A 20,525-nucleotide genomic window follows, 5' to 3' on the forward strand; every position below is an offset into this window, starting at 1 on the left:
AACAATTATGAAGTATTGAACATTTGAAACTTTTTATTAAGCAATTAGAAATTGACCGGTATAGAAGGCAATATATCTTTTAGCTGTTGCGTCATATTGATATGACGTCCTTGTTGAATAATTGCAATTATAGTACGCCTTGTAGCGTGTTACCCAGACAGTCCGACCAGTGACTGAGCTGGGAGGGAAATTTTTGAATGTTAATGTCACTTGGGTTAATCTAGGTGGATCAAGATCTGTGGCCGCGTATGCAATATTATTATTTAACAAATTTATATTTGTTAAAAAGCTGGAAGACAAAAATAGAGCAGACGTTGTGACTAATAAAAGTAAAAATCTAGAACTGTTTCTTTTCAACATAATCGATCCTTTCTTTAGACACTGGTTAGGAAAGCAATGCCTTGTTTTATTTATAAAACCTTTTCTGATGATTAAAAATAATTAACAAGATATTGTTGTTTATGAAGCTACCAAACGCGGTCTTATAAAATCAATAGATAGATTTAATCGAATTTTGTATGGTGATGATCAACTGAATAATTTATAGTTGGACTAGTCGAATCTTTAGAAACAGTTAAAACATTCAGTTAGCCACTTGTCATTATTTCTCAGAGGGTCTATCTTAAAAGGCGAACATACGTTCGCCTTTTTGTTTCATGACTAGCGGCGTATGTTCATCATTCGTTTTTGAAAAGAGGATTTTTTATTATGGTAGATCAAATGGTTTTAGCCACGCAACAGTGGCTCAACCAAACTTATGGATCGGTCACCAACTATACACCCGTGATCGAAAACGGCCAGACAGGTTGGCAGACAATTTACGGCCTGATCCAAGGCCTGCAACACGAACTAGGCATTAGCCTACAAGCTGGTTTGCCAGCTTTTGGCGAGGCCACGGCCGCTGCTTTTGATGCGCAAGTGGTCCCTCGGTTAGAAAATGGCTATCAAAGTTCCTTTGTTTATTTGATTCAAGGTGCCTTTTGGGCTAAAGGAATTAATCCTGGCGAGTTTAACGGCGTCTATTCATCTGAGACGCAAGCGGCCATTACCACGCTTCAAACAGAGGCTGGCTTTACTAATCCGGATGGCGTATTGACGGCACTCTGGGCCAAAGCTTTGTTTGACATGTCAGCTTTTGTGCTACTGGCTAATGGCGATGCCAAAATTCGCAGCATGCAACAATACTTGAATCTGCACTATAGCGAGCAAACAGGCATTTTACCAGCTGATGGGGTCTATCAGCGTGATACAAATACCGCCTTAATCTATGGTGTTCAAGTCGAGTTAGGCCTGGCTTCGATTGCTAACGGTGTTTGGGGACCGGCCACACGGTCGGCTTATGCCACGGCTTATGCTAATGGACTCAGTGCGAGCCTGATTCGCCTTGTTCAGTTTGCTTTGTATGTCAATATGGCCCAATACATCACGGCTAATCAGTTGTCGACAGTTCCTTTTAATGGCCAGTTGGATACAACTACTCAGTCCTTGCTCTTTGCCTTTCAGCAGTTTATGCATCTCACACCCGTCACTGACGAGCAGCCTGATCCTGTGACGATGTATTCGCTGATGGTCTCTAGCGGCAGTCCAAGCCGCAACTTCTGGGGGATTGATACTTCGATTCAATTAACACCGGCCATGATTCAAGCCTTGGTGAATTGGGAGGTCACTTACGTGGCTCGTTATTTGACTGGGTCGGTGGGCAGTGGCGCTTCACAAAGGCCGAAGAATCTCACGCGTTCTGAAGCTCAGGCCATTTTGAAGGCTAATTTGCATTTAATCCCGATTTATCAAGACAATAATCCCACGGCGGCTTATTTCACCAGACGGCAAGGACAAAAAGATGCCCGGGCAGCTATGGCTGCTGCGACAGAACTGGGGTTGCCAACGAACACCACGATTTATTTTGCCATTGATATGGATATGACTGATGATGAGATCACGGCTTATGCTGTCCCTTACTTTAACGGGATCACGTCTATTTTTAATAATGGTGAAGGTGCTAACTATTATGTGCCGGGAGTTTATGGGACGCGTAATGTTAGCACGCGTTTAGCACTCGAATCTGGATCTGTTTCTAGTTATGTCTCTAATATGTCGACAGGCTATTCTGGCAACCTTGGTTTTTCTCAGCCTTTAAATTGGGCCTTTGACCAATTTGCCGAAGATGATTCTGGTGCCAGCGGCGTGCCGGCCATCGATTATGTCAATGTCTCTCACGAAGATGAGGGGGTCCTAGCTTTAAACGCATCCGTCCAATTAAGCTGGATCTTTGATACCGAGTTTGCGCCTTTAAGATCAGCTTACCTGGGTGGTTCTTTGACTTGGGACGGACCAGAAATTACCTTGTATGACAATAAACTGTTAAAGCTCACGGCCCAATTAACCACCAGTGTAAGTTCAGGTGATAGCGATATTCAATTCAATATTTCAGCTGGCCAGTTAGAAAATGGGTTTGAGGCATCACTATCGACTTTCTTAGGACCACAAGTTTCCGCTAAGCTCAAAGGAAGCCTAGCAGATAAACTCGAAGATATTGCGGCCGGCATTGACACAGGGCTTTTAAAAATATCATGGCCTGGTTCAGGAACTGGAGTTGGCCTTTCTATTACTTTGATTAACAACAAAAGTGAAATTAATGGTGTGGAAACCAGTTCAGCCATTATACTAAAGGCAAGTATTCATTTGGTACCCCTTAGCCAGCAAGAAGCATCCAACGAATATCAAGAAGGAAATCAAAATATAGCACGTTTTGGACAGATGTCACCTCAAGAACAACGAGGTCTGGCAACGTTGCTTGTTTTTGGTTTAGCAGCAGCTGCTGTAGTGGTGACCGATGGCACTGGTTATCCGCTCATTCTAGCATTATTGGACTCTTTACTAGGCTAAAAATAGCGACTTGATATGACTGAAAATCCAGACAATTTTTATACCTTTTCTGCTGCAGAACTGACTGAGACAAAAGCGGACTATAGTCAATTGTTAGCCGACAAGCATATGCATAATCGACAGTTTAAAAAGCGAGACCGCTTCTTTTCAGGAGCATTAATTGTGGGGGTTATTGCCATTCTGCTCGATCTGCCTGACTCCTGGATAGCCCTGCAGGTCATGTGGTCAGTTTTAAAGCTCCTAATCAAAGGGATGGATCTGTCTCCTTTATCCGTGTCTATCCGGCGTATCGGGTTAGCTACTTTTATTTATGGCATGTGTTCGCCCCTGATAGTGGTCTTGATTGTGGCCATCATGGCTCTATTGAAACGCTTAAAGCATTTCGATCAGTTTTTGTTGGCTCGTTTCCCCACCAAAACTAGCCACTTTGATTCAATGCCTGCGGCTAACAGCGCATTAGATGATTTAAAGATCCGACAAATGATCAAATTACCTAGCTACTTGATTGTCTGGCTGGCAGCTAAAGAAGCTCATACCATCGCTTCTTGCTGGATCATTAGAAAAGCCGACCAGCCAGGTCTCTATGAAAAACTGCCTACGACTTATTACAATCATCTGCTTAAGAATCCTAGAACTCGTCGTTGGGCTGATTACTGGCTAATCGATGGGACGCAGAAAGACGATTAATTAACTTCAAGTATTGAAGAGCTATCGGACCCACTGCTATCAGCAGTGGGTTTTTGTTAGACTAAAGGGGCAGCCGTTAATAGCTGCACCCTTTTCAAAAACGAAGGATGGAAGACCTGTTGAAAGACAGGTCTTTTTTGCTGTGCTGACAATGGCCAAACTTATGCCTGTGTGGCTGTTTCTTTAATATCCAGCATTTAATCTTTAATCCCACTGTTGGATTTTTTTAACTAAGTTTAATTGTGATACTGTTTCAAAGGTTAAAGAAAAAGCACTGCTCTAGTAGCGCTTTTTTCTTAATTAATTGCGCAGCCTGGATTGGCCGTTTGGGCTCACAAGATAAATGCCGACTGTCCCACTGCCACCGTTAGCTGCCAGTGATTTAGAAGCCACGACGACTTGATAATCACCATTCGCAGCCGCACTGCCTTCATAGACAAAGTCACCTTTATCTATACCTTGTGCTTGCAAAAGCTGTCTTTGCAGGTCCGCAGCTTCTTGGGCATTATGCACACGAATCGTCCGGTCTGGCTTATCTGTTGGGGCATTGGGTGCCACTTTTTTATATCGATCGAATTTAGCGGCATCTGCAGGTACCTGATTTTCTGGCCGGACTTGGCCGTTGGCATAAACCAGATAATTCCCAGTCTGATTCAAGTTATCAGCTGTATTCGGAGCTGATACAGAGCATTCATAAATCCCATCTGTATAAGCCAAATAGCTGTAGGTCAGAGCAGGATTATTAATAGCAGTTCTTAAAGCCTGCAGTGCTTGGTCAGAATTGCTAACCGTCTTGGCGCTGGCTTGACTAGATGAGGTACTGCTTGATGAAGAGGACTCTGAAGAACCGGCACTGGCCTCGGCTTTTGATTGGCTGCGGCTAGATTTAGACCTTTGAGAAACAAGATCAGCGGGTGACTGGTTGTTTTTGCGGTTGGTGAACTGAAAAAACAACAAGACTAGGATTAATAGGGCAATGACGCTTGTTGTTGCGATGATAAGCTTTCTTTTCATGTACGCTCCCTTATTGGTTACGAAAGCATTTTATCATAGGATATTTTTTGATCCGTTTTATCACGCGACGACGCTGCATGCCTATCCAAAATATTTATTTCGGCTGCTGGATTTTTTCGTAAACACGACCATCATCGGTACGCTTGAAGAAAGCAAAATCGACCAAGTCCCGCCGTACAGAAACATAATCTGGGAAACTAATAACCCTTTGGATCTGAGCATTGATGTCTGTCTCACTGAGTTCGCCAGCAGGAATTTTGTTTGCGATATAAGTCAGCACCTCGATCAAACGGCTTCTTTTCTTCGGCAGCATAAAAATCAAGTCGTCATTCATGTAGTTTTTAACAATTGTTTCGCTATTATTCATCTTTAATCTTTCGTGGGGATAGTAGATATATCTCGGTTGCCATAAATCATAAGTCGGTCTTTCACCATCTAATTTCTAATCTGCAACTGGCCGTTAGCCAACTCCAAAACCTGGTCATAATCCTCGTACCAAGCTTGTGGTACCTGATGTTCAACATCAATCAAGGTCATCGGCAATTGCATCATACTTTCATGCAGTAATTTCGCAGTTGCCGCATCGAGAGACCCCAGACCCTCGTCAACAATCAGCCAGTTGCGTTTGTGAAGCAGAGCCCTGGCCATTTCAACTCGCCGTCGTTGTCCGCCGGATAATTTGTCTCCTTTGGGCCCGATCACAAAATCCAGGCCGCGCTGTTCTAATATAGAAGCTAATTGGCTCTCAAATAAGGATTTTTCGATTTCAGTATCCGTAAAATCCTGAAAAAGGGTCAAATTATTTCGCAAACTGAGATCAAATAAGTTAGCATCCTGCTGCACATAGGCAAATTGGCTGGTATCAACAGTTAACCCGGCCTGATCGTTAACCAAGACTTGGCCTTGGCTCGGTGTTAGTTCACCCATCAGTGTCTTTAAAAGAGTTGTCTTGCCGGCGCCGGATTCACCGATCAGTAAAATTTTCTGGCCAGCTGCCACAGTTAAATTGAGATGGGCAAAAATCGACCGCTGATTCTGTTTGATAGTCACATCTTGCAGGCTGAGTTTAAGCATCTTTGGCAGTGATGGCTGTGCTGATAGTGTTGGATCAGATTCATTAGTCGTTTGCTGGATTAAATGCTCGATGATTGGCTCAGTCGATTTAATCTGGTTATAATAACTAATCGCATTCATTAAAGGAGAGGTGATACTGCCGGCAGCCATAAAAGCGGCTAGTAAACTACCGACTGACAGCTGGCCGTTTAACACAAGCAGGCCGCCTAGGAATACCGGCAGCAGATTGGCAAAAATCATGAATAAGTCCGCGCAGATATTAACTGAAACGCGATCAAAATTATAGTGATAATAATATTTTTCTGTGCGGTCCACCAAAGTCTTGATAAATCTCAAACAAGCTTTCTCGGCTTGATAGCTGACAATGGTTTCAGCACCATGAACGGCATCGGTGACCTGTTCAGTCGTCTGCTGATTGGATTGAGACCATCTTTTGGTGTTGCTTTGTAATTTTTTGGCAAACAGTTTTGGCACAAACAAGGGCAGAAGTGATGTCAGCACAAACACAGCACCAACCTGCCAATTCAAATAGAAAACATAGCTACTGGCAGCTAAAAACAGAAAAATGCAGTTGACCAGATTAATTGAAGCTGAGACAGCGCCATTTTCAATTTGTTTAACATCATTTAACAGAAAGGAAATTTCAGAGGCTGCACTTTCTTTCATCTGACCCACGGGGCTTTGGTAAAAATGAGTCAGCAGAGCCAGCTTGGTTTTCGTGTTGATCTGCCAGATTGTGCGGTACATATATTTTTGCCAGAAGAAACCAACTAGCTCGACAAAATACTGGCCTAAAAGCCCTCACAAAACAGCGAGTATTAACAAGTGCAACGATCGTTTGAACAAACCATCTGTCAGCATGCGCGTCATCTACGGCATCACGAAAGCATCAACACTGATCAGCAGTGCAAAAATTATCGAAAGAAAGTAATCCTTTTTATTCACAAATCTTTTCAGAAAAACAATCATGCCATTTTTAGTAATTGTTTGATCACGAGCCATTGTTCAGATTTTTCCTTTAATAAAGTATACGACTGCCATAAAAATAGTTGCTCCCAGATTTAAAAAATGACAGATTTCTGTCATTTTTTAATTTGTGATCTATAAACTGGACCCAATTTTTTAATAATTAATCTGCTTCGACATAGGCTGCTTGTTCTTTCCAGGCGGCTGTTAGTGTCTGGCCTAGTTCTTGGATGCCGCGTTTGATATTGGCAATTGATTCACCTGTGAAGTTGATGCGAGCGCCGTTTTGAATTGTGCCGGAAGGGAATAGATTCGTAGAAGGTGTGAAACGCACGCCTGTCTGCGGAACCAGTTGTTTGTCTAAAAAGTCTGCCATATTAAAGTCTTCGGGCATTGTCAGCCAGACGAAGAAGCCGCCTTCAGGTTTGGTGTAGCGCGCTTGACTAGGCAGATACTTAGCCATCGCATCCAGCATGGCATTTTTCTTCTCACGGTAGTTATCGCAAACGATCTGAATATGTTTTTGCAAGTCGTTTTCATCCAAATAAGCATTCAGAATCGACATCATCAAATTGCTGGATTCGATATCGGCGCCACTTTTCAAAGCCAGAATATCGCGATACAGATTGTCGTCAGCTGTCAGCCAGCCCATACGCAAGCCCGGTGCAATAATTTTAGAGAAACTGCTGACGTAAATCACACGACTTTGTGTGTCCAGCGATTTCACCGTTGGCAGATTTTCACCATCGTAACGCAAATCACGATAGGTGCCGTCTTCTAGAATAATCACATCGTAACGGTTGGCTAAATCGATCAAACGCTGCCGTTTCTCCAGAGACATAACCACGCCAGTCGGATTCTGGAAATCAGGAACTGTATAAATCATTTTCACAGCATGTTCTTTTAGTACTGCTTCGAGATTATCCATGTCCATGCCGTCTTCGGCCATTGGTATCTCATAGAAGGTCGGTTCGTAAGCTTGAAAAGCAGCTAAAGCACCAATGTAAGTTGGGCCTTCGACAACTAGGCCGTCATCCTTGTTCAACATAAGACGGGCTGTTAAATCAATTGCCTGCTGAGCGCCTTGTGTCAGCATAATATGATCAGCATCTGTGTGAATACCGTCTTTTTGAGCCATTTTGTCAGCTAATTTCTGCCTTAAAGCTGGCAGGCCCGCGGCTGTATTGTATTGCAATAATTTATCTTGGCCTTGTGAAAAGACATGCTGCGTTGCGCGGTCCAAAGCGTCTTTTGGAAAAAGGGCGGGATCAGGATAACCGGCTGAGAAGATGATTTGATTAGGCTGCGCCGGCGCAAAGAGTTTGTCCAAGCCGCTATGTGATGTTCTTTCGATTCTGCTTGCTAATTGATCCATGTGATTCACCTCAAAATTTTTAAAAGTAACCGGCTATTTGGGTCTTGTACTTTTCCTCTCTAATGTTATCCTCAGGTTATGGATAAGTAAAATTCAAGTTTTTCATAAATAGATGAAATAAATTCACTATAAGGAGTTTTCATGGCTAATTTTTCTTACGAAGTCTTTGCAGCAGTAGTCGAAAAGGGCAGCTTCTTCCATGCCGCCCAGTCTTTGAATGTGACACCAAGCGCCGTCAGCCACTCGATCAATCAGTTAGAGACAGATCTAGGATTTGCCTTGTTTTTGCGGAATCGCAGCGGCGTTGAATTGACTAATGACGGTAAAACAGTGCTGCCCGTCATTCAGTCGATTTTAAATACAGAAGAAGAACTGCGCCAGGTTGCTGATAATATTAAGGGTTTAAACAGTGGCAGAATTCGCATCGGTGCTTTTAGCAGTGTTTGTATTAATTGGCTGCCGACCATTTTGCGGCGTTTTAAAAGCGAATATCCCCAGATTGAAGTGACGATTTTTCAAGGCGATTTCAATCAGATTGTCGCCGGTGTCCGTGAAGGGACGATTGATATCGGCTTTAGTTCGCTGCCGATCGAAGACAATCTTTTGGTTCAGCCCTTGATCAAGGATCCGATTTATTGTGTGGCGCCGACAGATTTTGTGCCACAGGACGGCAAGGCCGTGACGAAAAAAGACATTGGCAAACGGCGCTTTATTCTGCAGCAGATTGATTATGACCGTGATACGAAAAACGCTTTGGATCGCTACAACGTGACACCGAATTCATTAACTTATTCCATTGACGACCAGTCGATTTTATCGATGGTCGAAAGTGGTTTGGGCCTTGGCATTCTGCCAAAATTAGCTTTGAAAAAACTGACTGGGGATGTCCATATTTATCCTTTTGATAGAGAATTTGCCCGGACAATTTGTTTGGTTATGAATAAGACACAAGCACAGGCACCTTCAACCAAACGCATGACTAGCGAGATCAATCGTTTTCTGAAAGAAAGCTATCCTGATCGCTTATTCGCCTAAATAAAAAACGAAGAAATAAATTCTCCGTTTTTAAAAATGACTGATTACTGATCTTTAAGCCAATGACTTTGAGCTGGCTTTGTCTTTTAGATAAGCAACCAATTCCTGGATCGTGATAAATGGCAGATTAAACTTTTCAGCCATTTCTGCTAGATAATCTTGACGTGCCATGTGGCCGTCAGGCAGTACAATTTCGCAAATAGCACCTACTGCAGGTTCGCCAGCCAGCTTAGCCAAGTCAACTGCTGCTTCAGTATGCCCCTGGCGTTCCAGTGTACCGCCCGCTGCTGCGACCAAGGGGAAAGAATGGCCGGGATGAACAAAATCACTGGCTTTGGCATCGCTTTTAGCCAGCTGCATGATCGTAGCCGAACGATCGAAGGCCGAGATACCGGTTGTAACGCCAGTCGCTTCATGGCTGCCGTCCAAAGAGATCGTAAAAGCCGTTGCATTGATTTCTGTGTTGTGTTCGACCATTGGCTTAAGTGCTAATTTGTCGGCAATTTCAGCCGAAATTGGTGTGCAAAGTAATCCGCGTGCTTGCGTAATCATGAAGTTGACGTTTTGCGGTGTCATTTGAGAACCGATGCCCAAAAGATCACCTTCGTTTTCACGTCCTTCATCATCTGAAATAATAATCAAACCGCCTGCTTTTAACTGCTTAACTGCTTCATCAATCGTCGAATAGCTCATTTTCCGTCCGCCCATTTTATTTTTTTGTGAAACACCGTCAGTGTACTGCGCCATTATTTCGAAAATGTAACTGGAAGATTGTTTTAATGTTATTTGCTGACTGATAGGTGAATCGAACTTTTGATTTGCAATTAATACTAATTTTGTTTATAATTGAATTTGATTACACCAAAATAATTACTAAGGAGAAATACTTATCGAGTACAAGAAAAATGATTCAGAATTCAATCACATGATCCATGGCGAGCTTTATCACCAGGACGAAGAGCTGTTCGAGCTAAATATGCAAGCGAGGGATAAGCTCTATGAATATAATCATTTGAAGTATCGAGATTTAGATAAGAGAAAAGAAATTCTAGACAGACTGTTTGGCGATGTCGGCGAAAATGCATTCGTGGAGCTTCCGCTACAGGTTGATTACGGTTTCAACATTCACATTGGGGATAATTTTTTTGGTAATAATAATTTGACACTAGCTGATGCAACTCAAATCAGCATTGGTGATAATGTCCTGATCGGCCCCTATACAGGCATTTATACAGGCGGGCACAGCATTGATCCAGAGTTGCGTACAAAGGCTGGTGCTGAATATGCCTTTCCAGTTACGATTGGTGATAACGTCTGGATTGGGGCTAACGTCACGATTACGCCAGGCACTAAGATTGGTAAGAACAGTGTTATCGGTGCCGGTAGTGTTGTTACTAAAGACGTTCCGGAAAACGTCGTTGCTTATGGTAATCCAGCTAAAGTCGCACGGCAAATCAATGATAAAGATCGTGAGTTCTACTTTAAAGATCGTAAAACGCCACAGCGTTTCTTTGATCAACTGGCCAGCGATGAAGTCTTCCATCGTTAACTTAAAAAACATCTGCTAAATGGCAGGTGTTTTTTTATTTCTTCTGAAAACTGCGTATAAAGAAGCATAGGAATTCGAAGGAGGAAATGAAATGATCACAATGATGGAAACTTATAGGAACGAGCTGGCTTTGAAATATCAGCGGTTAATCGAGAACCGCTGGTTTTGGGAAGTTTTCGCGGTTGTTGTGCTACTAATAGTTGCTTCATACGCATTCTATTGCACACATAAAGGGCTGAATTTTTCAGGGCATATTAAATTACATTGGCCACATTTTTGGGAAATGGGTATTGCCTGCAGACGATAAAGTTGGGTGCAATTAAGGTGGATTAACATGTTAAGAGTTGAACATTTAGACAAGAGTTATCAAGGAAGATCTGTTATTTACGATTTAACGATGGCTTTCGACAAAAAAGGTATGACTGTGATTGTCGGCGCTAATGGTAGTGGCAAGACGACTTTTTTTAATGCGATTTGCAGTTTGATTGATATTGATAGCGGCGAAATCACAATTGATGATATGCCGTCGGGGTCTGAAATTTTCAAACAGCAACTCTTTTATTTGCCGTCAGATTTTTATTTGCCAGAATTTATGACTGCGTTAGAGTATGGCCATTTTGTTCTAAGCCGTTATCCAAAAGGGAACATGACACAGTTTAAGGCCTTGCTGCAAATTTTTGATTTGTCTGGACAGAAGGATCGCCTCATTGGTGGTTTTTCCTTTGGTATGAAGAAGAAATTACAAATTGCGGCTGCTGCAGCATCGGGTACACAGTATATTTTGGCCGATGAAATTTTCAGTGGTCTGGATTTTCAGAGCGTTTTACTGCTGCAGGAGGTGTTCGATCATTTATCTAAAAAACAGCAAATTGTATTAGTCTCGCATGAAAGTAATTGCTTGTTGCGTTTTCCAGACAATATTTGGATCATGCAGCGGGGGAGGCTGACACAGTTCACGGGTACAATCACGGAATTAACCCAGACTATCAAACAGGAAAAAGAAGTCCATGACAAACTCGCCCAAATTGAAGAACATTTCAACGTTAACTAAATTTTTATACCAAGATGCTTTTCATGGTCTGTTTAAAAGGCCTTTTTTCCAGAAAAAACGTAACCGTTACTTGCTGTTAGCTGCATTCATTTTGTTGTATCTGGCATATTTTTATGTCAATATGGTTGCTTTTGTTCGGTTATCTGAAGGAGCAGCAAACGCTCAACCAGATGTCTTTGCCTTGGCTGCTAGGACGACTCTCAGTAGTTGTTACAATACAATTTTAATTTTTAGTGTTTTTATTTTTACTATGGTTAATGCAAATTTCAGCCTCAGCCGTAATTCTTTGTTTTTTATAAAGACTCTGCCTTTCAAATATAAAGAAATTTTGTTGAGTTTGAGTGTTTTCCGTCTCAGCGTAGGCATATTTGTTTTTGAACTGATTCTAGCTATGATGATGCCAATTTTGAGGCTATTGTCCCTTTCGGTGCTTGAATCACTTTTAGCTTTGTTAACATTTCATCTGTTATTTTTTACTGTTTTTCAATTATTGGAACTAATTTATTCTGCAACTACCAGATTTAAAAATCGATTTGCCAAATATTTACCGTTGGTATTAGATGGTATATGTTTGCTGTTGAGCGGTATCCATTTTACTAAAACACGCTTTATAGTGGACTATTTCTGGGCTACGCAAAAAACGGCATTACTTACGATGATGATTTATGCATTGGTGCCGCTTCTGTGTATTTTGGTCGTGACATTATTTGCACGTTGGCACTTAACAGTTGATATTGCGGGCAGAATTAAATCATCCTTTATTCATGTGGTGCCTAAATCATCCTCTATGAAATTAATCAAATTACCTTGGATGGCTGTTTTGCGTTTCAAAATTACGAGTTATTATGCTGTGATTGTTATTGGGCTTGCTGTCATTTCGATTCATTTTTCTGGATGGAACGAAATGCTACAAAATATGCTTTTTGTCTTGCCACTTATTGGATTGATATGGACCTTTTACGCAGATGCTTTGTTAAATTTCCGACCGCTATTCAATCTATATCGAATAAGTATTTATGCTGAATTATGCGCGATTTTATTAGCGATGGTATTCATTTTGCTACCATCACTAATAGTTGGGTTTGTGGCTCATGCTTTTATTGACCCTTTTCTTCTCGGATTAGGGGTCTCGCTTGCTTCTCTGACTGCTGGTTTCTTATTTCCGAAATCACAAGGCAATATGAACGAAAGTTTATCGGCCTTCTTGAGCATCATCATGATGATGCTGTTGGCTTCTCTGATAAGTATTCCTTCGGCTTTATACATCGTAGACGGTCTGTTATTGCTGTTGGTTGGATACATCTTAAATAAAGAAAGGAAAGTAAAACCATGAAAAAATATATGAAACAATTTAGTATTGCCTCAAGCTGCTGGATGTTGATCTTTGTCTTGGATTATATAATTGAGCTTTTTCAAATCAATGAAAGCGGGGTTGTCACCACCTTGACCGGTCTCAGGATTGAAACACATATCACACCGGATGAACTGAACTCGTTGTTCTCGTTAACATGGCAGGCTGTGGGCTTATATGCATTGTTCCTTGTAATTTGGTTTGCGGTTTACCACATGTTTCAAATTAAGAAAGCAGCATGATCCGGTCAGTACTAACCTTGTTAGCCATCTATGGTTTGGTTTGTTTTATTCTGGTGTCCTTGCATGAAAGCCTGCACTTCATAGCAGCCAAAGTATTTCATTTGCGGCCAGTCTTCAAAATAAATCTATTTTTATTGCCAGTGATCAGCTACAAGAATCCAGGGCGGGATGCACAAAATTTGGTGGTCGCTCTATCAGCACCGGTTGGTTTGATTATTTTGGGGATGTTGATTAATTCAGAAATACCGTATTTTGGGCTTGCCAAAATCCTGTGTCTGACTAATGTTGTTAATTTATTGCCCATTACAACAGATGGCGAAGTGATTTTTCTATCTGTTTATAACTTGATCAAGGAGAATAAAACATAATGAAACGAATGAGTCTTATTATATTGTCACTATGTTTGTTAGGAGCTGGTTTTTATGCAACTTATGTTCTAGCGGTCAGGCAAACTCAGACAAAAACACCAGTTTATCAAGATAAAAGCCCACGCTTTATTCACGATGCACCTGCACAAACACTGGCGGCCATGACCAGAGAGGCTAAACCAGGCATCTATTACTTTGGTTATCCAAATTGTCCTTGGTGTGTCGAACTGCTGCCGGTATTCGATCGCGAACTAAAACGTCAGCATAAGCAGGCACAAGTGGTGAATACGCGTGCAGATAACTATCGAAGTGTCGATAACATTGTTTTAGAAAAGTTTTTCATCAAGCATACTTTTGAAAAACGCTTGTCCGTACCCTTTATCGTCGTGATTGAAAAGGACGGTAAAGTCAAAACGCATATTGGCACAGTCAAAGACCACAATGCACCACTTGCGACTATGACTAAAGATCAACTTTCACGCTTAGAAAGGCAGCTGAGAGAATTGATAAAGGAGTAACTTGCTTTTATGTCTTATAACTTGATATACGATCTCAGAGAAATCACTCACCGCATTCAGAAAAGTAGTTGCTTTAGTCATGTTACACTGACCGTTTCTCTATTTGTGACACTTTTAAGTTTGGCATTGTTGTCAAACACCACCATATCAAACGGGATTATCTTATGGATTGAATCTCTTGATAAGCCGTTAGAGTCGTTATTGGCGAGCCTTTCCTTGCAAATATATTTTGAGCGATACCTGGCCATTTTACTGATATTTTTCTTTTTGATTAGTTTATTTTACTTGATACTTTATTTTTTTCGGAAACCAGTAAATCAGCAGCATCTTTGTTCCAGATTTCAAGCAAAAAAAATGTACACATTGGATCGAACAGGTCGCTTTGATAGCACAAGTCTTAAGCCGTTTTCGTCGGCGATGACAAAGAAGACTTCGGTCTGCACGTTGAGTGCTGTTTTTCTGGTGATGATTGTGTTGTTTTATTTGAACCAGCCTATTGTATTTTCTGAGTTTGCAATCGTTGGTTTTCTAGGAACTATCCTCATGCGTCTTGCCATATTTGGGCAATATCAAAAGCAATCTGATTTATTTAATCAAATTTCTAACCATCGCTTATTGGACAAATGGTCCGTTCATGCTTTCTCAAAGCACACTACTCATTTAGACATCGTGCGGTTATTGTGCCTTTCGCTAGTGGTCTTATGTCTGTTGGCCGGTTCTCGCATTTCTTTTTGGTTTTTTGTGAAAGAGTTGGCTGGCAACGACAGATATCTCTATTGCCCAGATGTTCATGAATTTGTGTGTTTCGGATAGTGGTAACAGGAACACGATGGCTATAGTTGGGCTTTTACTAACCGGTCTGACAATTATGTTAGTCACGATGAGTATGATGGTGCTAAGTCTGTTGATTGAGTTTACCAATCTGACCGCCATTTATGTTTTGGCAGGCCAATTATTGGGATTAGGTTCAGTGCTGTTCCTCACTCGATGTATTGCGCGTCGATTTGAAAGTAATTGGTTCAAATTGACAAGACCAAAATAGCGGCAGTACTCGTTAATGAGATTATTCATCCAAAGAATTCACCCGATCAATTAATTTTTGCTGTACTTTGGGAAAAGCGTGCTGAATAAAATCCTCTTTGCTAAAGAAACGGCCTGGAAAACGGCTTAAGTCGCTTTCAGCCGCCAGATCAGCAGATAAAAGTGTCATAAGCCATTTGCGATGAGTGAAAACATGCGTGACTTTCTTGACGGGTAAGAATTGAAAAGCCAGAGTTAATCCGTATTGCTGGGCAAAATAATCCGCCATGGCTGTCAGCACATCGCTGTCTTCTGCAAATTCATCTTGGCCGCTAAAGGCCAGCAAATCCTCTTTGGCCACGAGAGGAAAAGTCCAAAAATCAGCTAGGATGCCGCTATCTGGTCGTTTTTCCATCAAAATGCCAGCCGATGAACGAATAACCAAAGCAAAATAGTCGACTTCGACGGGACGCGGCTTCTTATTTTTAACAGGGTAGTTCAGCTCAATGCCGTCAATGTAGGCTTGATTAAAGGCCTTAACAGGCGAGTGGGCCGAATCTGGATTGGCTGCAGTCATATAGCTGGAACCTAAATCCATAATGGCTTGGTTGAAATCACCAGGGCGTTCTTGAGAGATAATTTTGCTGATAACTTGTTCGAAAATTTTGCGTGTTTGCGGCTTGCTGATTTCATCATCAATTTCTAACAAGCGTGAGAAAACGCGAAAAGCATTGCCATCGACTGCTGGGACTGGCTGATTAAAAGCGATACTCGCGATGGCACCAGCCGTATAAGGCCCGATGCCGGCCAACTTTTGCAACTCAGCAATATCATGCGGCCAGACAGTGCCATAATCCTGGACAATTTGCCTAGCCGCTTTCTGCAAGTTTCGGGCACGTGAATAATAGCCTAGCCCCTCCCAGGCTTTCATTAATCTGCCTTCATCGGCGTTGGCCAAATCAGCCACACTAGGAAATTCAGCCATAAAACGCTCGTAATAAGGAATGACCGTATGGACTTGCGTCTGCTGGAGCATGATTTCTGAAATCCAGACATGATAGGGGTCATGGTCCCGCCGCCAAGGCAGATCGCGTTTGTTATGATCATACCAATCTAATAATGTTTTTTGAAAAGCATGAATCTTGCTTTCTGGCCACTCAATCATGTACTATTGCTGCTCCTATCTCACTCAGACTATATTGTAACGCCCGAAGATTTTTAAAAATGGATATAAAAAAACTGGACTTGCCATTTTTGGCAAATCCAGTTTTTGAAATCACAGTCGTTTCAAATAACGCTGCAAAAATTCTTGCGTACGTGGATTCTTCGGAGAAGAAAAAATCTGTTCGGCGCTGCCTTGTTCAGCGATCACGCCTTGGTCCATGAAGACGACATGGTCAGAAATATCACGGGCAAAGCCCATTTCATGCGTAACGAGAATCATTGTTAGTCCGGTATGTGCTAGATCTTTCATGATATCAAGAATCCCGTCAACCATTTCTGGATCTAGGGCACTAGTCGGCTCATCAAACAAAATCATATCAGGCGACATTGCCAGTGTTCGTGCGATTGCGACACGTTGTTTTTGCCCACCAGATAGTTGTGCTGGTTTAGCTTTGACATACGGGCCCATACCAACTTTTTCTAATTGAGCCAGTGCATTCTTTTCAGCTTCGGCAGGATTTTTTTTCAAAACAGTCGTTTGAGCTACAACACAATTTTCCAAAGCATTTAAGTTATTGAAGAGGTTGAACTGTTGGAAGACCATACCGACTTTAGCACGATACTGAATACGGTTGAAATTCGGGTCAAGAATATTTTGGCCGTTATAGAGAATTTCACCAGCCGTGGCATCATCCAGCAAATTCAAGCATCTCAGTAATGTTGATTTACCGGATCCGGAAGATCCGATGATGGTCATGACCTCACCGCGTTGCACCTGCAAATCAATGTCCTTTAAAACTTCGTGTTGTCCGAAAGATTTTTTCAAATGTTGAATCGTTAGAATGTTATCTTTTTCCATTTTCGCTCACTTTCCGGCAATCTTTGGTGTTGCAATTTGAAAATCATTGGTCATTAAATCATAGTTTTTCGGGCCATTTAATTTCTTTTCAATCAATCTGAAGATTCGTGTAATCGTGAAGGTCATGATTAGATAGATGAGAGAAATGGTCAAATAAGTGTGGAAGAACTGGAAGTTCTGTCCGGCAATTGTTGAACCGGTGAAGAACAGTTCTGATACAGAAATGATACTTAGCACCGATGTGTCTTTGATGTTCACAATAAATTCATTGGTCACGGCCGGGATACTGTTACGGACAGCTTGCGGCAGGACAATTTTATTCATTTGCTGGAAATGTGTCATCCCCAAAGCAGTCGCAGCTTCGAATTGTCCTTGGTCAATTGAGATGATACCGCCACGGATAATTTCAGCCAGATAAGCACCGGTATTAATAGAAACAATAATCAATGCCGAGGTGGTTCGATCCAAGTTAATACCAAATGCTTGAGCAGCACCATAATAGAAGACCGCCGCTTGAACAATCATGGGCGTGCCTCTAAAGACTTCAATATAAACAGACAGCAGCCAGTTAACGAAATTAATCAGATAACGCTGCAAGCGCTTTTTGGGTGCTGGGATGGTTCTCACAATACCTATCAGCAGCCCGATAATAAAGCCGACAGCCGTTCCGACAATTGCCAGCAGCAGCGTCATACCAATACCGCGTAGCAGCATGCCACCGTATTGCTGCCAAATATCAATAAACCAGTTACCCTGAGAACTCGTCTGCGGCTGCTCTTTAACGGCCTGCTGCATCAGACGTGATTGCTCGCTATTGGGCAATTTGGATAAGACAGAATTGATCGTTGCTTTATTCGGATCATTTTTACGCAGGCCGATTGCTTCCTGTGATTCGGTCTTGTCCAGCACAAATCCGCCTTTGCCTGATAAATTAATGTAAGTGGCATTAGGGTCAGCCACGGCCATACTATATCCTTCCGGTAGTTCGGCTACGTAGCCATCAATCGTGTTGGATTGCAGGGCAACACGCATCGATGAAAAATCACGCATGGCTGGTTCTCTGATAGCACCTTTAATCTGTTTGATCAGGTCATATTGAACAGTGCTTAGTTGTCCAGTCAGCTTGGCACCTTTGAAATCCTTTAAAGTTTTTGCTTTGGCATATTTGCTGTTTTTATTGACAACAATAATCTGTTTGGAGTTGTAGTATGCCCGAGTAAAATCAATCGTTTTTTCTCTTTCCGGTGTCGGCGTCATACCAGCGATAATCGCATCGATTTTTCCAGAAGTCAAAGCTGGCAGCAGGCCATCCCATTCAGTCTTGGCAACTTCAACAGGTCGTCCCAGACGTTTGGCAATGCGCTTAGAAACTTGCACATCATAGCCGTTAGCATAAAGATTGGATCCTTGAATTGGCACGGCACCATTGCTGGCATCCTGCTGCGTCCAGTTGAAAGGCGGATAGTTGGCCTCCATACCAACTAAAAAGACTTTCTTTGATTTCTTTGCGGCTTGTGCTTGGCTGCTATGAAAAGTTCCTGCAGCTATCACGAATACGGCAAAGAGCAGACCGATTATAGACAGCCAGCTTCTTTTCTGTTTCAAATACATTTTCTCTCCTTCATCAAACCTGCAACGACAAAAAACCTCTATTAATAACAGAGATTAATAGAGGTAAAAGGTATTTTAAATTAAGAAGATAAGATTCCCAATTAATAGCACCCCCTAGGTGATCCTAGGACAGTCCATGCAGTCTTTCCACATGGCCCAACAAAGATCAAATGACAGGTTCAATCTTGTTTCGGCGGCGATCCTTACAATTGCATCAACGCTTTTGTCTGCTCAGCAATTTTCGTGATAACCGCGCCTCTATTTTATTGCGGTTACTAGATTCTTATGCAGTATATTATGGAAACCAACACAAGTCAAATTTGTCAGTTGATACAGTCTGCTTAAAGTTGCAGAAAGTTGCCAAAAACGTTTGACCTTTCCTGACTATTGTTTATCATATGAGTTGTAAGAGGTGAACAAAATGGCATTAGAAGAAGCCGAAGCAGAAAAACTGAACATTGAAGGTTTGTCCGTTATGTTAGCCAAGAATATTGACGCATTCAATGCGGATGAAGACAAAAATGTGGAAAGGTACTTGCTTAAGTCAATTTATGATAATACGGGTGTTCATAAGTCTGAAAAGATTGACGAATATCCTAAAGTTGACATGAAAAAGGTTGCTAGCCGGATTGATGAGCTGGCCAGAGATGAATCACAGGATCCTAAGAAAACATTTGATGATTTGCGGACTTGGGCAAAAGTTAAATAATTTAAAAAAATATGATAAAAAGAGCATCAGTTAAAGGTGCTCTTTTTATTTATCATATTTATCTAATGAAAACAATCGCCAAAAAATAATGGTAGCAGCCCAAGTGCAGGCAAACAGCAGTACTAAGGCGATACCCATTTTATTGAAATCTAGTTGGCTGATCCAACTGGCCGTTGCATTGTGCCAGTGGAAGACCACACTGATAGATTGATAAAGGTCAATCAGCCCGATTGTCAGGGCTGAAATTACTGAGATAGTTGTGATGACGAGGTTGTAATACAGTTTTCTAAAAGGTGATGAAAAAACCCAGCTATAGGCTGTGCTCATAAAGAGACCGTCGCAGGTATCCATTAAACACATACCAGCTGTGAACATGACTGGAATCGACATAATTGCCATCCAAGGAAGGCCTTTATCAGCGGCGGCAACTGAAGTGGCCAGCACAGCAACTTGCGTAGCCGAATCAAAGCCCAATCCGAAAATAAAACCCACAATCATTACCTGCCAATTATGATTAATAAGACTGAGTGACTTTGTAAAAAGATGATAGATGGGGCCTTCAGTGCCGCGTTTTTTGTTTTCTTCCGAGCTGTGTTTAAAATTCAGCCAAATGGATCTGATAATAAACATATTGACAACAGCCAAAATGATCAGCATCATTCCAGCCAGAAAAGTGCCGATAGCCGCACCGAATTGATTAAGATCCGGCATCCTTTTTTTGGCCCATTGGACTAGCAGTACTGTGATAATGGTCATCATTATCACAACTAGTGAGTGACCAAAAGAAAAGCTGAAGCCGACACCATGTGCATTCTTTTTGTCATTTAATAATTTCCGCGTCATATTATCGATGGCGGCAATATGATCAATGTCAAAAGCATGCCGCAAACCAAAAGTGAAAGCCAAAATTGCCAAGGCTAAAATAGATGGATACTTGAATGCGTGCGTTAACAGCAAGCCGATGCCCAAGGAAAAAATGAGTAAAACATATAAGCCATAACGAATAAAGTCATGGATCATTGAGTGATTGATTGTTTTTTTCAACG

At 41.8% G+C, this 20,525-nt stretch carries 20 protein-coding genes, 1 pseudogene and 1 riboswitch; of the genes and pseudogenes, 11 read left to right on the forward strand and 10 right to left on the reverse strand.

Annotated features, from left to right (window positions below; translation table 11 throughout):
- The first annotated feature begins 708 nt into the window (after window positions 1–708).
- Together NRF22_RS06390 and NRF22_RS06395 are read left to right on the forward strand one after the other, a co-directional pair.
- Window positions 709–2,886 carry a glycoside hydrolase domain-containing protein gene (locus NRF22_RS06390; RefSeq protein WP_263779756.1) on the forward strand — a complete coding sequence of 726 codons (2,178 nt, stop codon included), beginning with the start codon at window positions 709–711 and terminating at the stop codon, window positions 2,884–2,886.
- A gap of 15 nt (window positions 2,887–2,901) precedes the next feature.
- Window positions 2,902–3,573, forward strand: coding sequence for a hypothetical protein (locus NRF22_RS06395; protein WP_007745271.1), 672 nt, complete (start codon window positions 2,902–2,904; stop codon window positions 3,571–3,573).
- A gap of 300 nt (window positions 3,574–3,873) precedes the next feature.
- On the opposite strand, the gene NRF22_RS06400 is transcribed toward NRF22_RS06395, so the two are convergent.
- The 5 genes and pseudogenes from NRF22_RS06400 to NRF22_RS06420 form a co-directional block, all read right to left on the reverse strand.
- Complete coding sequence (locus NRF22_RS06400) at window positions 3,874–4,587, reverse strand: hypothetical protein (protein ID WP_263779757.1); 714 nt, start codon at window positions 4,585–4,587, stop codon at window positions 3,874–3,876.
- Window positions 4,588–4,681: 94 nt separating this feature from the next.
- On the reverse strand, window positions 4,682–4,954 hold the full coding sequence (locus NRF22_RS06405) for a DUF2087 domain-containing protein (protein ID WP_263779758.1): 273 nt from the start codon (window positions 4,952–4,954) through the stop codon (window positions 4,682–4,684).
- A 68-nt stretch (window positions 4,955–5,022) separates the two neighbouring features.
- Complete coding sequence (locus NRF22_RS06410) at window positions 5,023–5,811, reverse strand: ABC transporter ATP-binding protein (protein WP_318528720.1); 789 nt, start codon at window positions 5,809–5,811, stop codon at window positions 5,023–5,025.
- Window positions 5,803–6,435 (reverse strand): annotated as a pseudogene (locus NRF22_RS06415) (ABC transporter transmembrane domain-containing protein); the annotation flags it as partial. The pseudogene NRF22_RS06415 and the gene NRF22_RS06410, both read right to left, overlap by 9 nt.
- 355 nt (window positions 6,436–6,790) lie before the next feature.
- A complete protein-coding gene (locus NRF22_RS06420) occupies window positions 6,791–8,002 on the reverse strand; it encodes a PLP-dependent aminotransferase family protein (protein ID WP_263779759.1) in 1,212 nt (403 codons plus the stop codon).
- A 141-nt stretch (window positions 8,003–8,143) separates the two neighbouring features.
- On the opposite strand from NRF22_RS06420, the gene NRF22_RS06425 reads away from it, so the two are divergent.
- Window positions 8,144–9,037, forward strand: coding sequence for a LysR family transcriptional regulator (locus tag NRF22_RS06425; RefSeq protein WP_007745279.1), 894 nt, complete (start codon window positions 8,144–8,146; stop codon window positions 9,035–9,037).
- A 54-nt stretch (window positions 9,038–9,091) separates the two neighbouring features.
- On the opposite strand, the gene ribB is transcribed toward NRF22_RS06425, so the two are convergent.
- Window positions 9,092–9,784: a 3,4-dihydroxy-2-butanone-4-phosphate synthase gene (gene ribB, locus NRF22_RS06430; RefSeq protein ID WP_263779760.1), complete on the reverse strand. Its 693-nt coding sequence runs from the start codon at window positions 9,782–9,784 to the stop codon at window positions 9,092–9,094.
- Window positions 9,785–9,962: 178 nt separating this feature from the next.
- Here ribB and NRF22_RS06435 point away from each other — a divergent pair, with 178 nt between their 5' ends.
- The 7 genes from NRF22_RS06435 to NRF22_RS06465 all read left to right on the forward strand — a co-directional run bounded on the left by NRF22_RS06435 (window position 9,963) and on the right by NRF22_RS06465 (window position 14,929).
- Complete coding sequence (locus tag NRF22_RS06435) at window positions 9,963–10,586, forward strand: sugar O-acetyltransferase (protein ID WP_263779761.1); 624 nt, start codon at window positions 9,963–9,965, stop codon at window positions 10,584–10,586.
- Between the two features lie 334 nt (window positions 10,587–10,920).
- Entirely contained in the window at window positions 10,921–11,637 is a 717-nt protein-coding gene (locus NRF22_RS06440) for an ABC transporter ATP-binding protein (RefSeq protein WP_263779762.1), read from the forward strand.
- Entirely contained in the window at window positions 11,612–12,970 is a 1,359-nt protein-coding gene (locus tag NRF22_RS06445; RefSeq protein WP_263779763.1) for a hypothetical protein, read from the forward strand. The genes NRF22_RS06440 and NRF22_RS06445 overlap by 26 nt, the downstream gene beginning before the upstream one ends.
- Window positions 12,967–13,230 carry a hypothetical protein gene (locus NRF22_RS06450; protein WP_263779764.1) on the forward strand — a complete coding sequence of 88 codons (264 nt, stop codon included), beginning with the start codon at window positions 12,967–12,969 and terminating at the stop codon, window positions 13,228–13,230. Before NRF22_RS06445 ends, NRF22_RS06450 begins: the two co-directional genes overlap by 4 nt.
- Window positions 13,227–13,598 carry a hypothetical protein gene (locus NRF22_RS06455; protein ID WP_263779765.1) on the forward strand — a complete coding sequence of 124 codons (372 nt, stop codon included), beginning with the start codon at window positions 13,227–13,229 and terminating at the stop codon, window positions 13,596–13,598. The genes NRF22_RS06450 and NRF22_RS06455 overlap by 4 nt, the downstream gene beginning before the upstream one ends.
- Window positions 13,599–13,606: 8 nt before the next feature.
- Window positions 13,607–14,116, forward strand: coding sequence for a thioredoxin family protein (locus NRF22_RS06460; RefSeq protein WP_263779766.1), 510 nt, complete (start codon window positions 13,607–13,609; stop codon window positions 14,114–14,116).
- 9 nt (window positions 14,117–14,125) lie between these two features.
- On the forward strand, window positions 14,126–14,929 hold the full coding sequence (locus NRF22_RS06465; protein ID WP_263779768.1) for a hypothetical protein: 804 nt from the start codon (window positions 14,126–14,128) through the stop codon (window positions 14,927–14,929).
- 250 nt (window positions 14,930–15,179) lie between these two features.
- On the opposite strand, the gene mutY is transcribed toward NRF22_RS06465, so the two are convergent.
- The 3 genes from mutY to NRF22_RS06480 all read right to left on the reverse strand — a co-directional run bounded on the left by mutY (window position 15,180) and on the right by NRF22_RS06480 (window position 18,770).
- The gene (gene mutY / locus NRF22_RS06470) at window positions 15,180–16,301 is read right to left on the reverse strand and encodes an A/G-specific adenine glycosylase (RefSeq protein WP_263779769.1); all 1,122 of its coding nucleotides are present in this window, start codon (window positions 16,299–16,301) and stop codon (window positions 15,180–15,182) included.
- Window positions 16,302–16,412: 111 nt separating this feature from the next.
- Window positions 16,413–17,159, reverse strand: a complete 747-nt coding sequence (locus NRF22_RS06475; protein WP_263779771.1) for an amino acid ABC transporter ATP-binding protein — start codon at window positions 17,157–17,159, stop codon at window positions 16,413–16,415.
- 6 nt (window positions 17,160–17,165) lie between these two features.
- Window positions 17,166–18,770: an ABC transporter substrate-binding protein/permease gene (locus NRF22_RS06480; RefSeq protein WP_263779773.1), complete on the reverse strand. Its 1,605-nt coding sequence runs from the start codon at window positions 18,768–18,770 to the stop codon at window positions 17,166–17,168.
- Between the two features lie 97 nt (window positions 18,771–18,867).
- Window positions 18,868–19,039, reverse strand: a riboswitch (Lysine riboswitch).
- A gap of 152 nt (window positions 19,040–19,191) precedes the next feature.
- Here NRF22_RS06480 and NRF22_RS06485 point away from each other — a divergent pair.
- Window positions 19,192–19,479, forward strand: a complete 288-nt coding sequence (locus NRF22_RS06485) for a hypothetical protein (RefSeq protein WP_007745296.1) — start codon at window positions 19,192–19,194, stop codon at window positions 19,477–19,479.
- Between the two features lie 45 nt (window positions 19,480–19,524).
- Here NRF22_RS06485 and NRF22_RS06490 read toward each other — a convergent pair whose 3' ends face one another.
- The gene (locus NRF22_RS06490) at window positions 19,525–20,499 is read right to left on the reverse strand and encodes a HoxN/HupN/NixA family nickel/cobalt transporter (protein ID WP_412178726.1); all 975 of its coding nucleotides are present in this window, start codon (window positions 20,497–20,499) and stop codon (window positions 19,525–19,527) included.
- Window positions 20,500–20,525: the final 26 nt, after the last annotated feature.

Source organism: Oenococcus kitaharae, from assembly GCF_025758695.1.
GTDB classification, from domain to species: Bacteria; Bacillota; Bacilli; order Lactobacillales; family Lactobacillaceae; genus Oenococcus; species Oenococcus kitaharae_A.